Annotated in this window: 19 protein-coding genes and 2 pseudogenes; 13 read left to right on the top strand and 8 right to left on the bottom strand. The window is 38.7% G+C overall.

Annotation, left to right across the window (positions count from 1 at the left end; translation table 11 throughout):
• The first annotated feature begins 5 nt into the window (after positions 1 to 5).
• From E4O01_RS01385 to E4O01_RS01350, 8 genes are all read left to right on the top strand, one after another.
• Positions 6 to 668, top strand: coding sequence for a vWA domain-containing protein (locus E4O01_RS01385; protein ID WP_253693541.1), 663 nt, complete (start codon positions 6 to 8; stop codon positions 666 to 668).
• A gap of 30 nt (positions 669 to 698) precedes the next feature.
• The gene (locus E4O01_RS01380; protein ID WP_253693538.1) at positions 699 to 2,177 is read left to right on the top strand and encodes a pallilysin-related adhesin; all 1,479 of its coding nucleotides are present in this window, start codon (positions 699 to 701) and stop codon (positions 2,175 to 2,177) included.
• A 46-nt stretch (positions 2,178 to 2,223) separates the two neighbouring features.
• Positions 2,224 to 3,657 (top strand): electron transport complex subunit RsxC, encoded by a 1,434-nt coding sequence (gene rsxC, locus E4O01_RS01375; protein ID WP_253693535.1) that lies wholly within the window; start codon positions 2,224 to 2,226, stop codon positions 3,655 to 3,657.
• Entirely contained in the window at positions 3,657 to 4,673 is a 1,017-nt protein-coding gene (locus E4O01_RS01370) for an RnfABCDGE type electron transport complex subunit D (protein ID WP_253693533.1), read from the top strand. The genes rsxC and E4O01_RS01370 overlap by 1 nt, the downstream gene beginning before the upstream one ends.
• Positions 4,670 to 5,239 (top strand): RnfABCDGE type electron transport complex subunit G, encoded by a 570-nt coding sequence (locus E4O01_RS01365; RefSeq protein WP_253693530.1) that lies wholly within the window; start codon positions 4,670 to 4,672, stop codon positions 5,237 to 5,239. Before E4O01_RS01370 ends, E4O01_RS01365 begins: the two co-directional genes overlap by 4 nt.
• Positions 5,240 to 5,899 (top strand): electron transport complex subunit RsxE, encoded by a 660-nt coding sequence (gene rsxE, locus E4O01_RS01360; protein ID WP_253693528.1) that lies wholly within the window; start codon positions 5,240 to 5,242, stop codon positions 5,897 to 5,899. It begins immediately after the preceding gene.
• A gap of 4 nt (positions 5,900 to 5,903) precedes the next feature.
• A complete protein-coding gene (locus E4O01_RS01355; protein WP_253693525.1) occupies positions 5,904 to 6,476 on the top strand; it encodes an electron transport complex protein RnfA in 573 nt (190 codons plus the stop codon).
• Between the two features lie 132 nt (positions 6,477 to 6,608).
• The gene (locus tag E4O01_RS01350) at positions 6,609 to 7,673 is read left to right on the top strand and encodes an SAM-dependent methyltransferase (protein ID WP_253693522.1); all 1,065 of its coding nucleotides are present in this window, start codon (positions 6,609 to 6,611) and stop codon (positions 7,671 to 7,673) included.
• Positions 7,674 to 7,677: 4 nt separating this feature from the next.
• Here the strand turns inward: E4O01_RS01350 and E4O01_RS01345 are convergent, their stop codons facing one another.
• Both E4O01_RS01345 and E4O01_RS01340 read right to left on the bottom strand, forming a co-directional pair.
• Positions 7,678 to 8,322, bottom strand: a complete 645-nt coding sequence (locus E4O01_RS01345) for a hypothetical protein (RefSeq protein ID WP_253693519.1) — start codon at positions 8,320 to 8,322, stop codon at positions 7,678 to 7,680.
• 62 nt (positions 8,323 to 8,384) lie between these two features.
• Positions 8,385 to 9,269: a YitT family protein gene (locus tag E4O01_RS01340; RefSeq protein ID WP_253693517.1), complete on the bottom strand. Its 885-nt coding sequence runs from the start codon at positions 9,267 to 9,269 to the stop codon at positions 8,385 to 8,387.
• Positions 9,270 to 9,441: 172 nt separating this feature from the next.
• Between E4O01_RS01340 and pgsA the strand changes: the two genes are divergently transcribed.
• On the top strand, positions 9,442 to 10,035 hold the full coding sequence (gene pgsA, locus E4O01_RS01335; RefSeq protein ID WP_253693514.1) for a CDP-diacylglycerol--glycerol-3-phosphate 3-phosphatidyltransferase: 594 nt from the start codon (positions 9,442 to 9,444) through the stop codon (positions 10,033 to 10,035).
• Positions 10,028 to 10,258 carry a YdbC family protein gene (locus tag E4O01_RS01330; RefSeq protein WP_253693512.1) on the top strand — a complete coding sequence of 77 codons (231 nt, stop codon included), beginning with the start codon at positions 10,028 to 10,030 and terminating at the stop codon, positions 10,256 to 10,258. The genes pgsA and E4O01_RS01330 overlap by 8 nt, the downstream gene beginning before the upstream one ends.
• Before the next feature lie 3 nt (positions 10,259 to 10,261).
• Here E4O01_RS01330 and rnhA read toward each other — a convergent pair whose 3' ends face one another.
• The 3 genes and pseudogenes from rnhA to thiI form a co-directional block, all read right to left on the bottom strand.
• Complete coding sequence (gene rnhA, locus E4O01_RS01325; RefSeq protein WP_253695150.1) at positions 10,262 to 10,738, bottom strand: ribonuclease HI; 477 nt, start codon at positions 10,736 to 10,738, stop codon at positions 10,262 to 10,264.
• A 39-nt stretch (positions 10,739 to 10,777) separates the two neighbouring features.
• A pseudogene (locus E4O01_RS01320) lies at positions 10,778 to 11,830 on the bottom strand (3-deoxy-7-phosphoheptulonate synthase); the annotation flags it as partial.
• A complete protein-coding gene (thiI, locus tag E4O01_RS01315) occupies positions 11,831 to 12,991 on the bottom strand; it encodes a tRNA uracil 4-sulfurtransferase ThiI (protein ID WP_253693509.1) in 1,161 nt (386 codons plus the stop codon).
• A 115-nt stretch (positions 12,992 to 13,106) separates the two neighbouring features.
• Here thiI and E4O01_RS01310 point away from each other — a divergent pair, with 115 nt between their 5' ends.
• The 3 genes from E4O01_RS01310 to E4O01_RS01300 are packed head-to-tail and all read left to right on the top strand — an operon-like array spanning position 13,107 to position 18,363.
• Positions 13,107 to 13,985 (top strand): hypothetical protein, encoded by an 879-nt coding sequence (locus tag E4O01_RS01310; protein WP_253693507.1) that lies wholly within the window; start codon positions 13,107 to 13,109, stop codon positions 13,983 to 13,985.
• A gap of 8 nt (positions 13,986 to 13,993) precedes the next feature.
• Positions 13,994 to 17,422 carry an InlB B-repeat-containing protein gene (locus E4O01_RS01305; RefSeq protein ID WP_253693504.1) on the top strand — a complete coding sequence of 1,143 codons (3,429 nt, stop codon included), beginning with the start codon at positions 13,994 to 13,996 and terminating at the stop codon, positions 17,420 to 17,422.
• A 56-nt stretch (positions 17,423 to 17,478) separates the two neighbouring features.
• The gene (locus E4O01_RS01300; RefSeq protein WP_253693501.1) at positions 17,479 to 18,363 is read left to right on the top strand and encodes a hypothetical protein; all 885 of its coding nucleotides are present in this window, start codon (positions 17,479 to 17,481) and stop codon (positions 18,361 to 18,363) included.
• Between the two features lie 4 nt (positions 18,364 to 18,367).
• Here the strand turns inward: E4O01_RS01300 and E4O01_RS01295 are convergent.
• The 3 genes and pseudogenes from E4O01_RS01295 to E4O01_RS01285 form a co-directional block, all read right to left on the bottom strand.
• A pseudogene (locus E4O01_RS01295) lies at positions 18,368 to 18,632 on the bottom strand (Txe/YoeB family addiction module toxin).
• Positions 18,633 to 18,634: 2 nt separating this feature from the next.
• Entirely contained in the window at positions 18,635 to 18,892 is a 258-nt protein-coding gene (locus tag E4O01_RS01290; RefSeq protein ID WP_253678135.1) for a type II toxin-antitoxin system RelB/DinJ family antitoxin, read from the bottom strand.
• A gap of 72 nt (positions 18,893 to 18,964) precedes the next feature.
• Complete coding sequence (locus E4O01_RS01285) at positions 18,965 to 19,789, bottom strand: metal ABC transporter permease (protein ID WP_253693498.1); 825 nt, start codon at positions 19,787 to 19,789, stop codon at positions 18,965 to 18,967.
• Between the last annotated feature and the right edge of the window lie 17 nt (positions 19,790 to 19,806).

Below are 19,806 nucleotides of genomic sequence, written 5' to 3'. Positions count from 1 at the left end.
TATTTATGAAAATTAAAAAGGTTATTTTTACATTTTTACTTTTAACAGGGCTTTTATTTAATTTAAATGCAGGTGAAAGATCAATGCCGGTCGACATGATTATTATGATTGATAAATCATTGTCCATGGAAGATCCCGGAAAATTTGAGAGCCTTAAACAATGGGTTCTTGATGAATTGGTAGGGCAAATTATAATCAACGGAGACTGGGTAAGTATTTATCAGTTTTATGAAAGTCCGGAACATTTGCTTTCGATTGAAGTAAAAAACAATGAAGATACAAACAGGATAATAAAAACAATAAATGCAATAAAACCTAACGGAAGATTTACCGATGTCGGAAAAGCCTTAGACAAAATGCAGGATGCTGTAGGCACAAGAGGCGAAAACGGAAGATACAAAGTTCTTTTTATGCTCACCGATCTTGAACAAGACGCCCCCATAACTTCAAAATACAGCGGCAAACAAAAGAAATTCTCAAGCCCCTACTTAGTGGAGTCGAGAATTATTAAGCACGATAACTGGTATGAAATTACGGTAGATATGGGGCTTCAAGACAGAGTTGTAAAAACAAGCAAGGCTCTTTTTTCGGATATTTTAAAAAATAAAGATAAAGACAGAGTACACTCCGACGAAAACCAAGCATTAATCAAAAAAAATCAGCCGTAATCATAATTAAAATAAGGATCTAAACACGATATGTTTAAACGGATAACGTATATTATTTCTGCTCTTATAATTTTGATTGTATTGAGTTTTTTAATTTATTTTAAATTCATACAATCAAATAAAAAAAACGAAGAAAGGATTGTCACACAAACGATAATTCCGATAGTTTCTTCGCAAATAAATAATAGGGATAACAAAACGGAAACTGATTCTCCAAATACGGAAGCAAAAATATTTTTGGAATTATTCAATGACGAAGCCTTCGTTGATGCAATTTCTGATGATTTAAACGAAGACGGTGTTGAAGACCAAATTATTGCAGTAAAAAAACTATTGGATCCGTTTTTATACCTAATTATTTCGATTCAAAACCCAATAACACAAAAATGGGACAGAATTGAAGAAATAAGAACGGCAATTACACAACCTAAATCGCTTACATTTTATATTATGAATCTTGCAAAAGATCCTAAATCGCTTGTTTATTCGGGAATGACGTCGGATAATAGACAAATATTGTCTATACATACAATTCAAAAAGACGATAACGGAAAAGTTCTGTTTTCACAAATAGCGGATTTACATGCGGATATGCAAATTCAAATCAAAGAAATCGAATTTAGGGAAGAAAACACATCAAGCCTATCTTCATATCGTGTATACACTTACAACTCCGACCCTTCGGCACCGAATACTCTCAATCAGATTGAAACGGAATATACATGGAATGCCAAAACAAAAAAATATGAAGAAGGTTTACAAAAAACAATTCCGGGAGAAAAAATAGAAATTCAGCTTTTAAGAAAACTTCAAAGCGGAAATATGGAATCTTTTATAGATTTTTTATCGGGATTATGGTTTCAACAAGATCAAAACAAAGAAACAGGCAGAAGTGTTTATTTTGATAAAAACGACAGCCATATTATTTTCAATTTAGACAACGTAGAAGAAATATACGAAATAAAAACAACCTTGCCGCGCAGATACGGTTTATTTTTTACAACAAACAATAAATCCATTCCGAATATTATAAGACGTGTCGAGGTCGAAATTAAAGGTGTTGATGAAATACAGGTACGCGTAATTGAAGACGTTTTAAGAATTAAATTCGGAACAGCTTCTCTTTGGAACGGCAATTACAAAAAAAATACTAATTTGCTTTTAAATAATTCCAATCAAAAAGAAAACAATGCGGAAAAGATAAAAAAACTTTTATCGAAATCTTCAAACCAATGGAAATCCGTAAATAATAATCTTTTAGACATTTTAGGAAATTCATATACTTTTCAAAAATCGGAAGATATTGAAACAGGATATTTTAACATATTGGAAATAAATGATAAAATAATACTGCAAATGAAATCGAATAAGGATCTAAATAAATTCTACATGATTGAATTAACCGAAAAAAACGGTGCACAAAAAATGATTTGGACAAAAATTAAATTAAGCATAAACGATGTAATTCCAACAGGAGATGAACCTATCATCTTTGAAAGAGGAATTTAATTGTTATCCTCTTGAAAGTTTCATTACTTATGTATAAAATGATTACATGGGTATAAAATCATTTAAAGGCGGAGTTCATCCGCCTGAGCGAAAAGCAGTCTTATCGAGCGATGAAGTTATCGCCGTTAAACCTGCAAATAATACGGTTTGGATTCCTGTTACTCAGGGAGGAGTGCCTAATACACCTCTTGTACAAATAGGTGATCAAGTAGCGCGCGGACAAAAAATAGCAGAAACGGATAAATTTATGTCGGCTCCTGTGCATTCTTCCGTATCAGGAAAAGTAAAAAAGATAGAGCCGCATCTTGTTACGGGCAATACGGAAAATCTTTGTTTTTTAATCGAAATAGATGAAGAAAACAGAGAAGAATTTATGCCGCCCCTCGATCCTTTTACATGCACAAAAGAAGAAGCTTTAAAAAGAGTAAGAGATGCAGGTATTACCGGGATGGGAGGAGCATCTTTCCCGACTCACGTAAAATTAAGTCCTCCGCCTGATGCAAAAATCGATTATGTAATTGCAAACGGAGCTGAATGTGAACCCTATCTTTGTACGGATGCTGCAACAATTTTTACCGACTCGGATAATATTGTTGACGGTCTTGCCATTACAATGCGCATAGTGGGTGCAAAGCAAGGAATTATAGCCCTTGAAGACAATAAAAAAGATTTGGTTCCTGTTTTGGAAAAAGCTATTTCAAAAATCAAATCAAATCCTATTGCTGCCGGCGCCTATGATATAAGGGTACAACTTTGTAAGACAAAGTATCCGCAAGGCGGAGAAAAAACTCTTACCGATGCAGTAGTAAACAGGGAGATTCCTTCAGGCGGACTTCCTTTCCAAATCGGCTGCGTTATTCAAAATGTCGGAACATTAAAAGCTATTTCAGAAGCCTTCCGTTTGGGTAAACCTCTCATCGACAGAGCCTTAACAATAGGCGGCGGAGCCTGCGAAAAACCTTTAAACGTAATAGCTCCCATAGGAACCTGCGTAGGAGACCTTATTCCGAGTGTAGTTTCCCTTAAACCCGGAGTTGTAAAAATAGTTTCGGGCGGACCGATGATGGGCTTTGCCATGAAAAATGCCGACTTCCCGATTCAAAAAAACACCTCAGGCGTACTTTTTTTAACAAAAGAAGAAGTTTCTTTGGAAGAAGAAAGCCCCTGTATAGGCTGCGGAAAATGTATTGATGTATGCAGCTGCCGCCTTTCTCCAGTTTTAATTATCAGAGCATTAAAAACGGGAAATACGGAAGAAGCTATCCGCTGCGGTCTTTTGGACTGTGTAGAATGCGGAACCTGCGCTTACACCTGCCCTGCCCGCATCAAGCTTGTTCAAAGGTTTAAAGTGGGCAAGCAGATAGCCAGAGAAGAAAAGCAAAAACGGGAAGCTAAGGCTGCTGCAAAAGCTGCCGCGGAAGCAGAAAAACAAGCTGCAGAAAAGCAAGCAGCTCAAACAACCGAAGAAGGAGGCAAATAATGGCAGAATCCGATAAAAACGAAATCTTTATGTCTCCGGCACCCCATGTCGTAACACCGGTTAAGACTCAAACCTTGATGCTGGATGTAATTATAGCCCTTCTCCCCCTCACGGCTTACGGAATTTATCTTTTTTCGATACCTGCCTTGGTTCGAATTATAGTTGCCGTACTTTGCTGTGTAGGTTTTGAAACTTTTTTTAGACTTATATGCAATCTGGATGTAAGGGTAAAAGATCTTTCGGCAGTGATTACAGGCCTATTACTTGCTCTTGTGATTCCGCCTAATCTGCCTATTTGGATGCTTATTTTAGGCTGCTTTTTTGCAATAGTTGTAGGTAAGGAGTTTTTCGGAGGCTTGGGAGCCAATGCCTTTAACCCAGCCTTGGTAGGGCGAGCTTTTATGTTTGCAAGCTTTTCGGGAGCCATGACGAGCTGGGTACAACCCGGAAACACTTTTTTTGATGCAATGAGCACTGCAACACCCTTAAAACTAATCAACGCAAAAGAAGGAATATCATTGAGCGCTTCAGAAATAGCAAAAACTCTTAATTTAGGCTCAAGCACAGAGCTTTATACCCAACTTATTTTGGGAAATCATGCCGGATGTATAGGTGAAACAAGTATTTTGTTAATTCTCCTTGGTTTTGCATACCTCCTCTTTAAAAAGGTTATTGACTGGAAAACTCCCATTGCCATGATGGCAACAGCAGTTGCTATTACCTCTATTGCAGGGATAAATCCTATTTTAACCCTGACTTCCGGTGGTTTAGCCTTCGGAGCCGTCTTTATGGCAACCGATTATGTAACAAGTCCCGTAACTCCCAAGGGTAAACTCCTTTTCGGTGCAGGATGCGGCCTCATAACCGGCCTTGTCCGGCTATTTTCAGGTATGCCTGAGGGCGTTATGTACAGTATTCTTATAATGAATGCCGTAGTTCCTTTTTTAAACAAACTTATACCCGTAAAATACGGCTACGTAAAACCGCCCAAAAAGAACAAGGAGGCTGCAAAATGAAACAAATGATAAAATTGGCATGCACCCTTTCCGCTTATGCAGTTATAGCATGTTTAGCCCTTGCGGCAGTTTACAGCTTTACGGCGCCTAGAATTGCAGAGGTAAAGGCAGAAAAAACAAACATGGCCTTAAAAGCCGTATTCCCCGAAGCCGACGATTTTAAAGAAATAAGTTCAGAAATCCCTGAATCCTTGGAAAAAACCAAATTTTTGAATGCCTACCTTGCCGTAAAAGACGGAAAGGCGGCCGGCATCACCATAACGGCAAGCGGAAAAACTTATGCAAAGGCAACTATTCTTGTAGCCTTCGATTTAAACAAAGTAATCCGTAAAATAGAATTTTTGGAATTAACCGACACACCCAGTTTGGGAAGTAAGGCCGCAGAAGAACCTTTTAAGGGGCAATTTACAGGTAAATCCATGGAATCTCCTTTCAGCGTACGAGAAGATATAAACGCAATAGGAGGCGCTACAATAACCTCAAAAGGAGTCTCCGCAATAATCAAAGACGCTTCGGTTACAGCCTTGGATTATATAACCAAAAATAATTTGGAAGGGGGTAAATAAATGAAAAACTTAACTATTTTCACAAACGGGATTATAAAAAGCAACCCTCTTTTGGTGCTGATGATCGGTCTATGTTCGGCCCTGGCCGTTACAACCAATGTTTTAAACGGTCTTGGAATGGGTATGGCAATGACCTTTGTTATCGTTATGAGCGAGTTAATTATAAGTATTTTTAGAAAATTAATTCCTCAGGATATAAGAATTCCGGTTTTTATTATTGTAATTGCCTCTTTTACAACCATTGTAGACCTTTTGATGCAGGCCTACACCCCCGCTCTTTCGGATGCGATGGGGCTTTTTATCAAGCTCATCGTTGTAAACTGCATTATTATGGGGCGGGTTGAATCCTTTGCTTCAAAAGAAGGCCCCGGAAAATCCGTTTTGGATGCTTTGGGAATGGGCGTCGGATACACAATAGTTCTTGTGCTTATTTCGGCCATAAGAGAAATTCTAGGGTCGGGCGCCTTGGCAGGAAACGTTTTTATACCGGAGGCCTACCATATCCGTTTTTTTGCAAATGCTCCGGGCGGCTTTTTTGTATTCGGTATTATGATTTCGATAAACCTTTTTGCAAAAATGCTTTTAGAAAGACCTAAGAAAAAAATTCAAAGCTCGCCTGCTCCGCAAGCCGAGAGTGAAACAAAAAAAGAGGAGGAGTAAAAAAATGCCCGAAACACTTAGTATTTTTCTTTCTGCAATCCTTGTAAAAAACGTAGTTTTAATGCGCTTTTTAGCCCTTTGTCCCTTTATAGGAATGTCATCCGACGTAAAAAAATCGGTAGGTATGGGCTGGGCAGTACTCTTCGTTACCCTCTTGGCTACAGCCGTAACCTATCCAATATACAATTATGTATTGATTGGAAACCTCGAATTCCTTCAAACCCTTATCTTTATTTTGGTAATTGCGAGTTTGGTTCAGCTGGTAGAATTCTACCTAAAAAAAGCAGCCCCGGCTCTTTACAGCTCGATGGGTGTTTATTTGGCTTTGATTACGACAAACTGTGCAATCCTTGCAGTTACAATTGATGCTATTGATCAAGGTTATACCTTTGTACAAGCCCTTATTCATGCTGCAGGTTCGGCTTTCGGCTTTATGATTTCTCTTTTACTCCTCGCAGGTTTAAGACAGAGAATAGATACAGCCCCCGTGCCAAAATTCTTAAAAGGAACGCCCATTCTTTTTATTGCGGCAGCCTTGCTCTCGCTCGCCTTTGAGGGCTTTGCAGGACTGATCTAAAAGATTAAGTACGAATGACAAAGTACAAAGTTCGAATGCCGAGGTACAAAGTGCAATTTGCGCCTCGGCAGAAACTTTTATGCTAAATAATTGACAAGTTTTTCACTTTCTTTTGACAAAATACCGCAGATAATGTTTAATAAAACTGACCCCCGCATAAAATTACTAAAGGGCAGAGCCTGGCTCGCCGTTCCTCAATTTGAAACCCATCTTCTAGATGAATTAGGAATTCCGCATACAGGAAGTATTTCAGGAATAACAAAACTCCCTAAAGATGCGGCTGTGTACGGGAACATAATCTACAGGGAAAATTTTCCGAAAGATATTTTTTGGAACCGTCTTTGTATGGAAGTCCCCTTTATAGCCGAGTTTTCGAGTATAAGCGAGGCAGCCGATATTTTGCGCTCAATACAGCGAAACTGGGCTTTTTATCCTTTTAACTGTTTTAGACGGGCAGAGCTCATCGAAAAAAAGCTCCCTTTTATAAGCAAAAAAGAAAAAGCCTTCCCCTACGATATTCCGTCAGCCGAAATGGGAATATGGACTCTTTTAAACGAGCATCAAATTTTTGCTTCAGCAAAAACTTCAAGTCCTCTTCCGCGCGGAGAAATTTTTTTTAAAGAAGATAAGATAAACCCGCCGAGCCGGGCCTACTTAAAAATGTGGGAAGCCTTAACTCTCCTAAATTTTTACCTAAAAAAGCACCAAGAAAAAAACGGACCTATTGAAAAAAGCAAAGCCTTACACGCAGAGGTTTCCAAAAACGCCCCTTCCCTGCCGGCAGCCGATTCAATCTGCCTTGATGCCGGAGCCTGCCCCGGAGGCTGGAGCTGGGTGCTGGACAGTTTAGGCTGCAAAATTATAGCGATAGACCGAAGCCCCTTGCGGCCCGACTTAATGGCAAAGAAAAATATAGAATTTATAAAGCATGACGCCTTTACCTTAAAGCCCGAAGAGATCGGAAAAATAGATTGGCTTTGTTCCGATGTAATCTGCTATCCTCCGAGGCTTTATGAATGGATTATAAAATGGATTGAATCGGGGCTTTGTGAAAAATTTATCTGCACAATAAAAATGCAGGGAGATCCCGATAACGAAACCGTTAAAAAGTTTGCGGCAATCCCGAACTCAAAGATTGTTCATCTTACGGTAAACAAACACGAACTTACCTGGCTAAAAGCCCCCTTTATATACTAAATACCTACTTACCGAAGAAACCGCGTTGTCCTGCTTTTACCCATCGGCTGGGACTTCGGGATAAGACGGGCAAACCTATTTGGCTGCATATCCAATCGGAAAAAACATCATCTTCAAAGCCTTCAAGTTTTACCAAAAGAGTCTGCACGCCGGGAAGATCGGCCTTTCTTACGGCATCGACGGTTTCTTCTGCAATACGGACAAATGCCGCAGAAGCTGCCGAAATATTAGGATTTCCGCAAGGAGTGTCAACATCACGGTGTACAAAAATCAGCCGTCCTTGAGCTTTTTTTATGTAGTAATTTTTTAAAACAAGAGAAAGAGCTGCATTTGCAGAAATAAGATCGCTTACGGTTCTATCGATAGAAAGAGCATCTGTTCCTGAATATATCTTGGAATAAGCAGGGGCATCAAAAATCAAAATTGATGTATCGGCTGCAATGTTTATATTTTTCAATTTTAGCGGAATAGCTTGAAGCGAAAAAAGAGATGATCGGTTCCATTCTATTTCGGTAGTAATACCGCCTTCTTTATTATCCTCTTTATATTCCGAACTCAGACAAACCTTTAAGCCCTTATCTCTGAGGCGGTTTGCAAGTTCTTGCGAAAACTTTAATCTGTTATCCGTAATAAAAATTCCTGAATCCATACTCAACTATACCATAATTAACTATCTGCCGTCAATGACTTTTTAAATCGGTAAAGAGCAGTTTACTTTATTTTTTGCTTAAAGCCGAGACCGTAAACTTCCTGCATATCGCAGACCATAATAAACGCCTTTTCGTCGATTTCGGTTATTATTTCTTTTGCTCTGACAAATTGGGCACGGCTTACAACGCAAAGCAATACAGGTCTATCCTGCTTTGAATACATGCCTTCCCCTTTGAGAAGAGTAACGCCTCTTTCCAACTTGCTCATAAGAGCATCACCTATTTCTTCAGGTTTGGAGCTGACAATAAAAAAGCCTTTAAAATAGCCTAAGCCGTCAAGAATCATATCAGCTATCTTTGTACAAAAGAAAAGAGCTATTAAAGAATAAAGCGAAGTATTCGGATTATTATCTACAACACCTGCAAAGATTACTATTACAAAGTCGGCTATGGCCATTCCCTTTGCTATGCTTAAGCCCGGAAAATGTTTGTTTACAATAGCTCCTGCAAGGTCTGTTCCTCCTGTAGTGGCTCCACGCTTAAACACAATTCCCAAACCCAATCCTAAAAGAATTCCTCCGAATGTCGCCTGTAAAAAAAGGTCGTTTGTAAAAACAAAATCTTGAGGCAAAACTGCCAGAACCCCGGAAAGCACCAAAATAGAAAGAAGTGTAAAAACGGCCGACTTTTTACCTAAAAGTTTTGCTCCAAAAATAAATAAGGGTACGTTTATAACCAAATTCGATATATATACCCTTATGCCGGTCAATTTTTCGATTGCAACCGACAGACCGCTCACGCCGCCCGGAGCAATTGTTCCGGGTATAAGAAAAAACTGCAATGCAACTGCTGCAAGCACACTTCCAACTGCAACCCAAAAGGTATCCAACAAGGCACCTATAACAAATTTTGTGGAAAGATGTTTACCGGACAATATTTTATTCATAATATACATTCTCCAAATTGGGGACATACTACATCATTTTCCCGAAAAAATCAACTGCTGCTTAACTGTATAGTTGTAAAAGTATCCCTTCCTTTCCAAATGTGCGGTTTGTAGACATACTTCGCACTTTACTCTATTGACAAAAACGGCTTAAAGCTACATCATATAGGATATGAAGCTTTCAAATATTTTTACATCATCGCGTTTGGTGCTTGCTCCTTTAATCTATGTTTTGTATTTTTTACCTGACTGGATTCCTTTTATAAGCCCTAAAATTACCATTCTTATTATAATTCCGATTTTTATTTTTATGGAATTTACCGATTTTTTGGACGGCTACTATGCAAGGCGGAATAATCAGGTCGATGAGTTCGGAAAAATATTCGATCCCTTCGCCGATGTCGTTGCAAATGTAACGGTTTTATTTTGCTTTTTGATGGACGGCTTTTTATTTGCTCCCTTCTTTTTGATTATCGTTTACCGCGAATTCGGCATCATGTTTTTGAGAATGAAGGCCCGCGGAGAAGGCATAACGATAGGGGCAAAGATGGGCGGAAAAACAAAGACTGTTCTTTACATTATCGCGGCAAGTGTTTCAATGTTTTTAAAACTTGAACAAATTTACGTATTTTTACCGCCGGCCCTTACCCGGTACGTTCTTTATTTTAATTGGCTTCTTTATTTTGCGGCGGTCATCTTATCGCTTGCTTCATTTACCGACTATATTACTTCATATCTAAATACAAGGAGGTCAACTGATGAATAATCAGGACGAATTCAAATTTGAAATTACAAAAAGCTACGGAATCATCTCCGAAGGAAAGGGCGGCTGGAATACCGAACTCAACGAAGTTTCATGGAACGGCAGAGAGCCCAAATTCGACATAAGAGCGTGGTCTCAGGATCACCAAAAAATGGGAAAAGGAATTACTCTCACAAAAGAAGAACTTATAGCTTTAAAAAAGCTTTTGGATGAAGCGGGGCTATAACCCTTACATCATTTTTTTACAGGCCTCGACTGCCAGCCGGTCGCAGGCCTCATTTAAAGGATTGCCTGCATGGCCTCTTACCCAAACCCATTTTGGTTTAACCGAGGCAGAAAGAGCGTCCAGTTCCTGCCAAAGGTCCCGGTTTTTTACTGGTTCTTTGGAGGCCGTCTTCCAATTATTTTTTTTCCAGTTGAAGATCCATGAGCTTATTCCCTGCTGTACATATTGGGAATCTGTGTGAACTGAGATGCCTTCATAGCCTGCAATTCTGCCGGATTGAGCGCTCAAGTCGCCATCTTTTATCTTTTGCAAGGCCCGTATAACGGCCATAAGTTCCATGCGGTTATTTGTGGTCTGCTTTTCACCGCCGTTTTCTCTAAAGATTTCTTCATTTAAATCCTTATTCAGTATTATATAGGCCCAGCCTCCGGGGCCGGGGTTTTTAGAGCAGGCTCCGTCTGTGTATATTTCGATATTCATTCTTTCCTCCTTAAAACGGTTATTACTTACAAAACAATTTCGGTATTTTTGATAGAGACGGGATATTTCCGCTTGGGTTTCTTCCCAACTTAAACAGGGGTCTGTTATGGATTTTCCATACTCGGAATTATCTCTTGCTTTTTCTATTGATGTTTTTCCTTCTTGGATAAAGCTTTCAATCATACAGCCCCGGACATAACCGAGAGGCTTATATTTATCGAAGCGGAGTTTTAAGCTTTCTTCCAAAATGCTTATCTGTTTTTTAGGGTCTTTTCCCGAATTCCCGTGAGAACAGTCTATTACTATGCTCGGTTCCAATTCTTTTTCTTCCATAAGAGAGGCAGTTTTTTCGACCTCTTCTCTATTGTAATTGGGTTTTAGAATGCCGCCTCTTAAGACCAAGTGCGTGTCGGGATTTCCTGTGGTGTGGATGATTGCGGAAAGGCCGTTTCGGGCAATGCCCACAAAGGCATGAGGCAGACGGGAAACAGTCACTCCGTTTACTGCCGCCGTTATATCCCCGTAGGTCGTATTTTTAAAGCCCACAGGCATCGAAAGCCCTGAGGCGATTTCCCTGTGGATTTGGCTTTCGGCCGAGCGAGCCCCTATCGATGCCCAGCTTACAAGGTCGGCAATGTATTGTGGAATCATCGGGTCTACAGTTTCGGCGGCTGCAGGAATACCCATTTCGGCAAGTTTAATCAAAAATTTTCTTGCTTTTTGAATGCCGCCCTCAATATTGATAAAGCCGTCAAGTTCCGGCTCTACAATGAGGCCTCTCCAGCCTAAAACCGTTCTGGGTTTTTCAAAGTAGGTTCGCATTATAATATAGAAAGAATCTGCGCATTTCTTTTTTAGCTCTAAAAGGCGCATCGCATAATCTTCTGCAGCCTTTGTGTCGTGGATAGAACAAGGGCCGGCTATGAGTAAAAAGCGTTTATCCTTTCCGCTTATTATATCGCTGATAGTTTTTCGGGCCTCGGCTACAAAAGAATATATCTTATCGTCAGCCGGAATCTTTTCGGCCATCTCTGCAGGAGAGCTTATACAATGAATTCTTTCGATACGGAGGTCAACAATATCTTTTGTCATCTAAAAACTCATCTTTTTTGTTTCTCTTTTAGAATAGGCCTCTTCCAAAAGGCCGTCTATTTCCATTCTTTCGAAAATTTCAGCTGCATCTTTGAGGTTTGAGTGTAAAATAGGGTGTTTGGGTGAAAACATTACACAGCAATCTTCGTACGGCAAGATTGAGGTTTCGTAGGTGCCGATTGCTTTGGCTTCTATCGTAATTTCTTCCTTATCAAGACCGATGAGGGGCCTAAAAACAGGAAATTCCGCATAAGAGTTTGTTACGGTCAGGTTTTCTACCGTTTGACTTGCAACCTGAGCAAGGCTTTCTCCCGTGATAAGGCATTTGGCATTTATGCCTTTAGCCGTCATGTTTGCTATCTTCATCATGCAGATTCTCATCATCAAGGTGAGATAGGCCTCGGGGCTTTTTTCTCTGATTTGCTGCTGAACCTTTGTGAAGGGAATTATGTTTAAGTATCCGCCGAGGCCGTAATCGGCTAAGATTTCTGCGAGCTTTTCAACCTTAGCTTGAGCTTCTGGCGAGGTGAAAGGATGAGAATGAAAGTAAAGATAATCGAGCTTCATTCCGCGGGTAAGCATCTTAAAGCCTGCAACGGGGGAATCTATTCCTCCCGAAAGGAGTAAAAGTCCCCTTCCCGAACAGCCGCAGGGAAGACCTCTCCGCCCCTTGTGCTCAAGGCCGTAGATAAAGGCTTCTTCTCTTACCTCTACTGTGATTACAATGTCGGGATTATGAACATCGGTTTTTAAGATTCCTTGCATGTGGATTACGCCGCCGACTTCTCTCGAAATTTCGTAAGAGGTCATGGGGAAAGTCTTTTCTCCTCGGCGGGATTCTATTTTAAAGGTTTTTGCCCCGGCATTCCGGGCTTTTACGGCTTCGGCTTTGGCCGTTTCGGTAATGGCTTCAATAGTTTTTTCGGCAGGGATAGCTTCGGCCCAGCCCGTAATGCCTATGAGTTTATTTAGGGCTTCTTCCGTTTTTTCTTTAAATTCGGGTTTGACACTTACATACATTCTTCCGGCGCGCACGCGTATATTGGGTTTAGCATCCGGTAAATAGCTGCGTAAATTCTGCGAGAGCCGCATTTCAAAGTCTTTTAAATTCCCTTTTTTTAGGTTAATTTCGCCTATTTTTGCAAGATAGAAAATTTCCATATTTCGGTATTTTATAGTAAAAATGCAAAAAAGTCCATCAGGCGGAAATTTTATATTCAACGCCTGTATTGACGATTATATAAAAATGATGTATCATTTAGGGATTGAGGTGGCTATGAAAACTATTAAAAAAATTATTTTTTTGATTATGTTTGTGTGTGTAAGTTTTTCGGCCTTTGCCTTTGAAAAAGGCTTTACACTCTGTCTCAGAGCTAATTTTTCAGGTTCCTTTACCGACCCCCATATAAATGAAGCAGATAAGAAATATCTGGGTGCAGCTTTTATGGATGGAATGGTTGGTTTTGTTATGAATGGAGAAGCCGAGCTTACATATATTTTTGATTCTGTTCGATACTTTCACTATACAAATACTAATACTTTCGGAGGATTGGGATTAGCTTTCAATCTGGGTATAGGACAGGGATTTTCCGGGCAAATTTCGGGGCAGTATAATGATAAACTAAAAAAGAACATTGAAGTATATTCACGAGTTTATATGACTCCTGTTTTGAATTTTGGTACAACACTAAAGGTAATGCTTTTAAAAAACAGGCTCTCTGTTGGTTTTGGATTGGGCGGGAAAATGCTCATGGATCCTCAGCCTACCTACGAATTATATTCCAATTTAAATGAAGAAGAATTAGAGGAATTAAAAAAAACAGGAGTCAATTTTTATCCGGAGACAGGTACCTTATTGATACCCAGATCTATGATGAAAAAGATGAATCCTTTAAGTGCTCTCTTAAGATTATCTATCGAATACAACCAGCCGATAATTTCTACAATGGGATTAACATTAGGCGGTTATTTGTCATATTCTATTTTTAAACCCGGATATGTGGCTCTCCCTAAAAAAGTAGAACAAGCGGCAATTATTAATGGTCTTACCCAAACTCCGCCAGTTCATGTAAATTTTGAGAAATATCCGATAAAATCTTTTTTTATGAATAACCTTGACTTTGGCGTAAGCCTGGGTCTTTTATTTAAAGTTTGAGGTGAAATATGAAAAATATATGTGTGATAAAAACTAAATTAATAAAAAGATTTGCAAGCCTTATATTTATAGGTCTTGTCTTGACATTGTTCAATTCATGTAGACCGGCTTTAGGTTCCTCTTGGTATCCTCGTACTAGTGATGATACAGGAATGTCCATGTATATAACCGAAATACTTATTTCAGATAACCCCGTTATAGCAGTCCTTTCTGAAACACCGATTGATGAAATTGATCGGTTAAAAAAGTTTTCAGCTGCAGATACTTATATCGTTACAGTTCCTCCATCAGTTGACGAAATTTATGTTGATAATATCAAGGTAAACGCTGTAAGTTCTTTATCAAAAAAGGAACCTGTTTTAGTAGATGTAAAAATAAACGGAGAAGGTACACCTCTTGTTCCGGGTCAAACTGTTCCTATTACAATAAAAATTATAGATAATGCGGGTAAATACTCCACTATCGAGAAGATTATCAAAATTACACAAAGTGAACCTTATAACTTAGAATTAAAGAGTCTTGAAATTTGCGGTATAGATGCCATATCCGGCGCTGTTACTGTTCCGTATAAATATAGTGTCATAGATCCTTCTAAAATTACGGCAAAATTTAAATATGGAGAAAATGAAACAGTCATCCCTGTTGATATAGAAAATTCTCCTGTTGAATTAAAAGAAAATGAGACTGTAAATATAAAGATAATGGTTAAAGGAAAAAAGGGACAGTATAAAGATTTTCAAAAAGACATTAGTATAACCAGAGAAGCAAAGACCGAGGGAGAAGATGAAGCACTACAGCTTTTAGAAATGTATATTCTAGGTATCAAGGCTGAGATAGGAAAAACAGCTCTGGTTCCGGAAAATACTCAAACTCTGAATTCTGATGATGTAATTTTATCCTTTAAGAAATTCGGCTATATTCCTGCCGAAATAAGCCCCAAGCCGGCCGTTTTTGGAAACGAAGATATAGTATCCTTGAAGCTATCAGTAGCCGCAAAAGAAGGTAAATATCAAGCATGGGAGATGGATATTACTGTAAAGAAAAGTTCAGAGGTTTTGTACAATCCTATAGATAAAAAAGGGAATAAAAAATATGTAATACAGATAAATACTATACTTGAAAACATCGATCCCTTTGTTTATTATGATGAAAATTATGAATTCCATTCTTCAAAATTTGATGATTGGGTTTTATATATGCCTTCTATGTCCGGCATAATAGCGTCATATAAGTTTACACCGGGAACTTGGACTGGTATTCCTAATGTTTGTAATAATGTTCCGGATGAAATAGGATCAGGTCTCAAGGCTATAGATAACATAAAGATTTACCGTTATAAAACAAGGGCAGATAGATGGGCTAAACATGGAGGGTATGTGCCTAATGCTGACCCAAATGACAGCCGATTTTATTTTTATCGTTTTACTGCGAATGCCTCTGCCGGAATAAAAGCAGATAACTCGATGTTCTGCGTTGATAGATATTCAAAATTCCTTTTTTACTACAGTGACCCAAGTTATCTTAAAAATATATTTGGTAATATTGTACCTCAAAACTGGGTGGACTATGCAACTCCAACTTCCGGCGACCATGTACAGTTCGGTAAACCTTTTTATATGAGTGATCCTGTGGGTTATGTAAAAGAAGATGGTTCTGTTGTAATGTACCAGTGGATTAAAGACAATATAAATGCAAGTAATTATCATGCACAGGAAAATTCTATATTTACAAAACCTGCAGAAAAAAAACCGAATGGAGCCGGTTTTTCTCCTTATCGAAACCCTATTGAAATCACAAAGACTGAAGTTACTAAAGAAATAAACCCTAAATATACTGTTTCGGAACCTGTAATAATGGGGCAGCCTTCATCCATTTACGCTCATGTAGGCGATAGTGTTTACTTTGAGATAAAAGTTTTGCCGGCTCCCTCAGGAGAAATACTCTCATATCAATGGTATAAGAGATCAAAAATAGATGGATCAATTGACGAAAAAATCGATGGTGCCATACAGGCTAAGTATGTTCCTGACACTTCCGCAGAGATAGATGCTTATTGTTACTGCATAATACAAAATAAAAATACGGCTAATGGGAAAATTACCGAAGTTAAATCCGAAGAAGTCAAGTTCCGCTTAGTTCCCGGCAGCGGGCAGATAATAATTGATGCAGAACCTCCAAAGATATTAAAACAGCCTGAAGGTGCAAGTGCAGCTATCGGCTCTTCTGAAGAAATAAGCCTATCGGTTATTGCAGAATCCGTTGATGGGGGAAACTTAACATATCAATGGTTTAAAGCCGATAACGAAACCGATGAAGGTTCTCCCATAAACAATGCCTCCGCCGAAACTTATAAATTTGTTCCTACAACAGCTTCTGAACATAATGAGTTCTATTATTGCGTGATTACAAATACCAATACTAATGTAAGCGGAAATACTACAGCAATTAGAAAGAGTATGCGGGCAAAGATTGCTGTTGAAGCCTTATATAGCATAATTTTTTCGGTTTCAGGCGATGAAGGCGGCACTCTTACAGCCTTGTACAAGGGTAAACCGATAAATTCCGGTGACTATGTAAAAAAAGGTGATAAGGTCAGATTTATAGCTACGCCTGATGCAGCTTATTATATAAAGCAATGGGTAGGTGCCGAACCTGTTTCTTCTATGCCGGACTTAACCATAGCCGACTTGATTGTACCTGATCAAAATGTCTTTGTTTCCGTAGCTTTTGAACGCCGTATGCGCCTTAAAATAACTCCTAAGATTTATAATGAAAGTTTAAAGTCATGGAGTACAGCTGATGGGGATCATTTTAATCATAAATACATTAAGGGTGTTCATTTGGCTCATAATTTTAAAATTAAGGTAGAGTCGGATTCTCCGGAATTATTAAAATCGTGGAATAGGAAGTTTAATGTTGAAAACAATGGAGGAAAATGGATAAAGGTAGATAGCGCAGATTTTGTTGACACGGCTGTATATAAATCAGCTGAGAACGGTTTCCTTGATAATATATACAATTCATTTACAAATATGAAAATTACTTTGAGTAATCATTTGATAAAGGCCAATCGTCATGATTATTGGTGGGCTGAGTGGACTACTTTGGGAGGCGGAACTGTTTACCCGTTGCAGGCTATCGATGATAACAGTTCATTTCCTCTGATTTATAATGAAGCTTCAGAAACGTGGACTGTAGATACGGCAAACGTTCAAATAAAGCAGTCTGTCGAGATTCCTCTTCCTCAGGAATATGAAGGAACCAAGCCTGATCCTAACCGTAAGATTTCATACAAAAACGTAACCATCACCTATGATCAAGACTTTACTCTGACAGCAGGTGAAGAAAAGGATTTTGTAATTACCTATACGGTAAATAATCCCGATACAAAATCGGAAGGAACTATCAAAGTAATTTATACAATCAGTTGGAAATAATTTTAAAAGCCGAAGGCTCTTTTTAAACCTTCGGCTTTTTTTAGTAGACTATTTTTATGAAAAAACTCTTTTTAATTTTTTGCGTATTAGTATTATCGTTCTTTTTTTCGGCAGTTTTTTTAACTGCAGAGGATTCAATAAAAGAAGATAAACTAAAACTTGATCCCGATAATCCCGACTGTATCTACAAGAAAGCAATGCTTGGTGATTGTTTTATACACATGTCTAAGATTACCTCTCCTTCAAAAGGTTCTGCTCCTGCGGTGGAGATTCTTTTTATCTCCGATTTTAAATGGGAAGTTTGTGCTCCGCATGAAGGCTGGGGCAAGGAAAAGAAAACATATAAGTACCATGAAAGCGAAGTGCCCGGCTCTTCCGTATTTTTTAACATAACAAATAAAATAAACGATGTTGTCTATTACAAGATAGAAGGAGTGCATCCCTTTGATTTACCCGTTTATGATGATCCTGCAGAGGCTAAAATGCTGGAGAGGTTTATCTTTTTTAAATTTACGGCTTATGCAGATAAAGGCGGTTTTTTTGAAAATTACCTCAACAATTTGATGTGTGCCTTGGATACTCACACCAAACTCCTTTACACCTATGGGATGCCCGGCAACTATAAAAAAATAATCGGAAACAACTACATTCCGCAAAACTGGCTTCCCTATGAGACCCACCCGAACACAGCCGGTTCAAAGTTAAAGTTTTACGAATATGATCCTATAGGCTTTGTTTCCCTCGAAAAAACTCATGACTTTTTAGGAGTAAAAACAAATGTACACCTATATGACTGGTGGAACAAATCTGTCGGAGCCGGATCTTCGATGAAAACCGTAAAAGAAAAACGCTTTATGCCCCGCCTTTCTGATGATGCTATTGAAGATTGGACTATCCGGGATGCCTCTAAACCGGTGCGTTCCCCTTACCGAAAATTTTAAAATATCATTTATCGTTATAATGATTTTTGCACTGAATAATCTTTATCATTCCATCTTCAATTTTATAAACAAGACGGTGTTTTTCATCTATTTGAACGAGACCAATAATCGCTAAGATTTCCTTTTAAGGGTTCCGGATGACCTATACCGTCGTGACCGTTTCGTTCAATATCTGCAATTAGTTTATTGATTTTCTTAAGAGTCTTTTTATCCTGCATTATCCAATAGGTGTAGTCTGCCCATGCATCATCAGAAAAATCTTTGTGCAATTCTATACCTCAACCAGCTCTCTTATTGAGTGTTGTCCATTTTCCATTTGAGTTTTGGAATTTTCCAAAGCTCTTATGTTTTTTTCTGAATAAAAAGAACTATCTTGAACAATTTCAAATGGAATTTTACGTTGTATTAAGGTTTGTTTTAAAAATATACGTATTGCAGTAGTCGTATCCATTCCTATGGATTCAAAAAAAGCATCTGCATCTTTCTTTAGAGCCGTGTCTAAACGCGTCTGTAAAACTGCTGTTTTCATATTTACTCCTTATTACAAATATAACATAAAAGCTATGAAAAAACAATACTTTTGTATTCTTTTACTACATGCTTATAAAGTATTAACCACGTCCGGTTTTCTAACATGTTTCAAAAAGAAATTTATCCCTATTGTTATGATTAAGACAATGACCGAAACCAGGGCCGTAAAGCCTCCCGGGGCGACGTTCAGGTGATAGGACAAAACCAAGCCGAGCATGATATCGGCCACGCTTATAAAAATAGAAAAAATCAAGGTCTTTTTAAAGCTCATTTTTAGTTGAAGGGCTGTCGCGACTGGGAGAGCTATCATTGAGCTTAATACCAGCATGCCTACGATTTTTAATGAAACGGCTATAGTTGCCGCAGTAAGGGCTGAAAATAAGTAATTGATGAGCCTTACCTTAACTCCCATTATTTTTGCAATATCTTCATCAAGGGCTATGTAGACCATCTTGTGATACATGAGGCCTAGGGTAATCAAGGATAGGATGCTTAAAGCTATGACCGTAACCAAGTCCGAGGATGAAACGGTTAGTACGCTTCCGAATAAGTAGGTTTCGGCATTTGCCCTGACGGCTCCTGAGCTTATGAGGGTAATAGCGATTCCAACGCTCAAGGACAAAACTATCGAAAGGATTAAATCTTGATATTCTTTAAAAGCGTTTCTAAGGGCTTCTATTAAGGCTCCGGCAGCTGTCGTAAAAATAAAGGCTCCAAGTATCGGGTTTATTCCTGAGGCAAGGGCGAGGGTAACGCCTGCAAGAGAGCTGTGGGAAAGGGTATCGCCTATGAGGGAGTACCTTCTGAGGACTAAAAATAAGCCTATTGCAGGGCAGAGGATTCCTATAAAAAAAGAAACAATAAAAGCATTTTGCATAAAACCGTATTGAAGCATCTTCTTAACCTCCTATA

Source organism: Treponema sp. OMZ 790 (assembly GCF_024181285.1).
Classification (GTDB): Bacteria; Spirochaetota; Spirochaetia; order Treponematales; family Treponemataceae; genus Treponema_B.
Note: the sequence above shows the minus strand (reverse complement) of the source record. Positions and strands in the feature narration are given on the sequence as shown.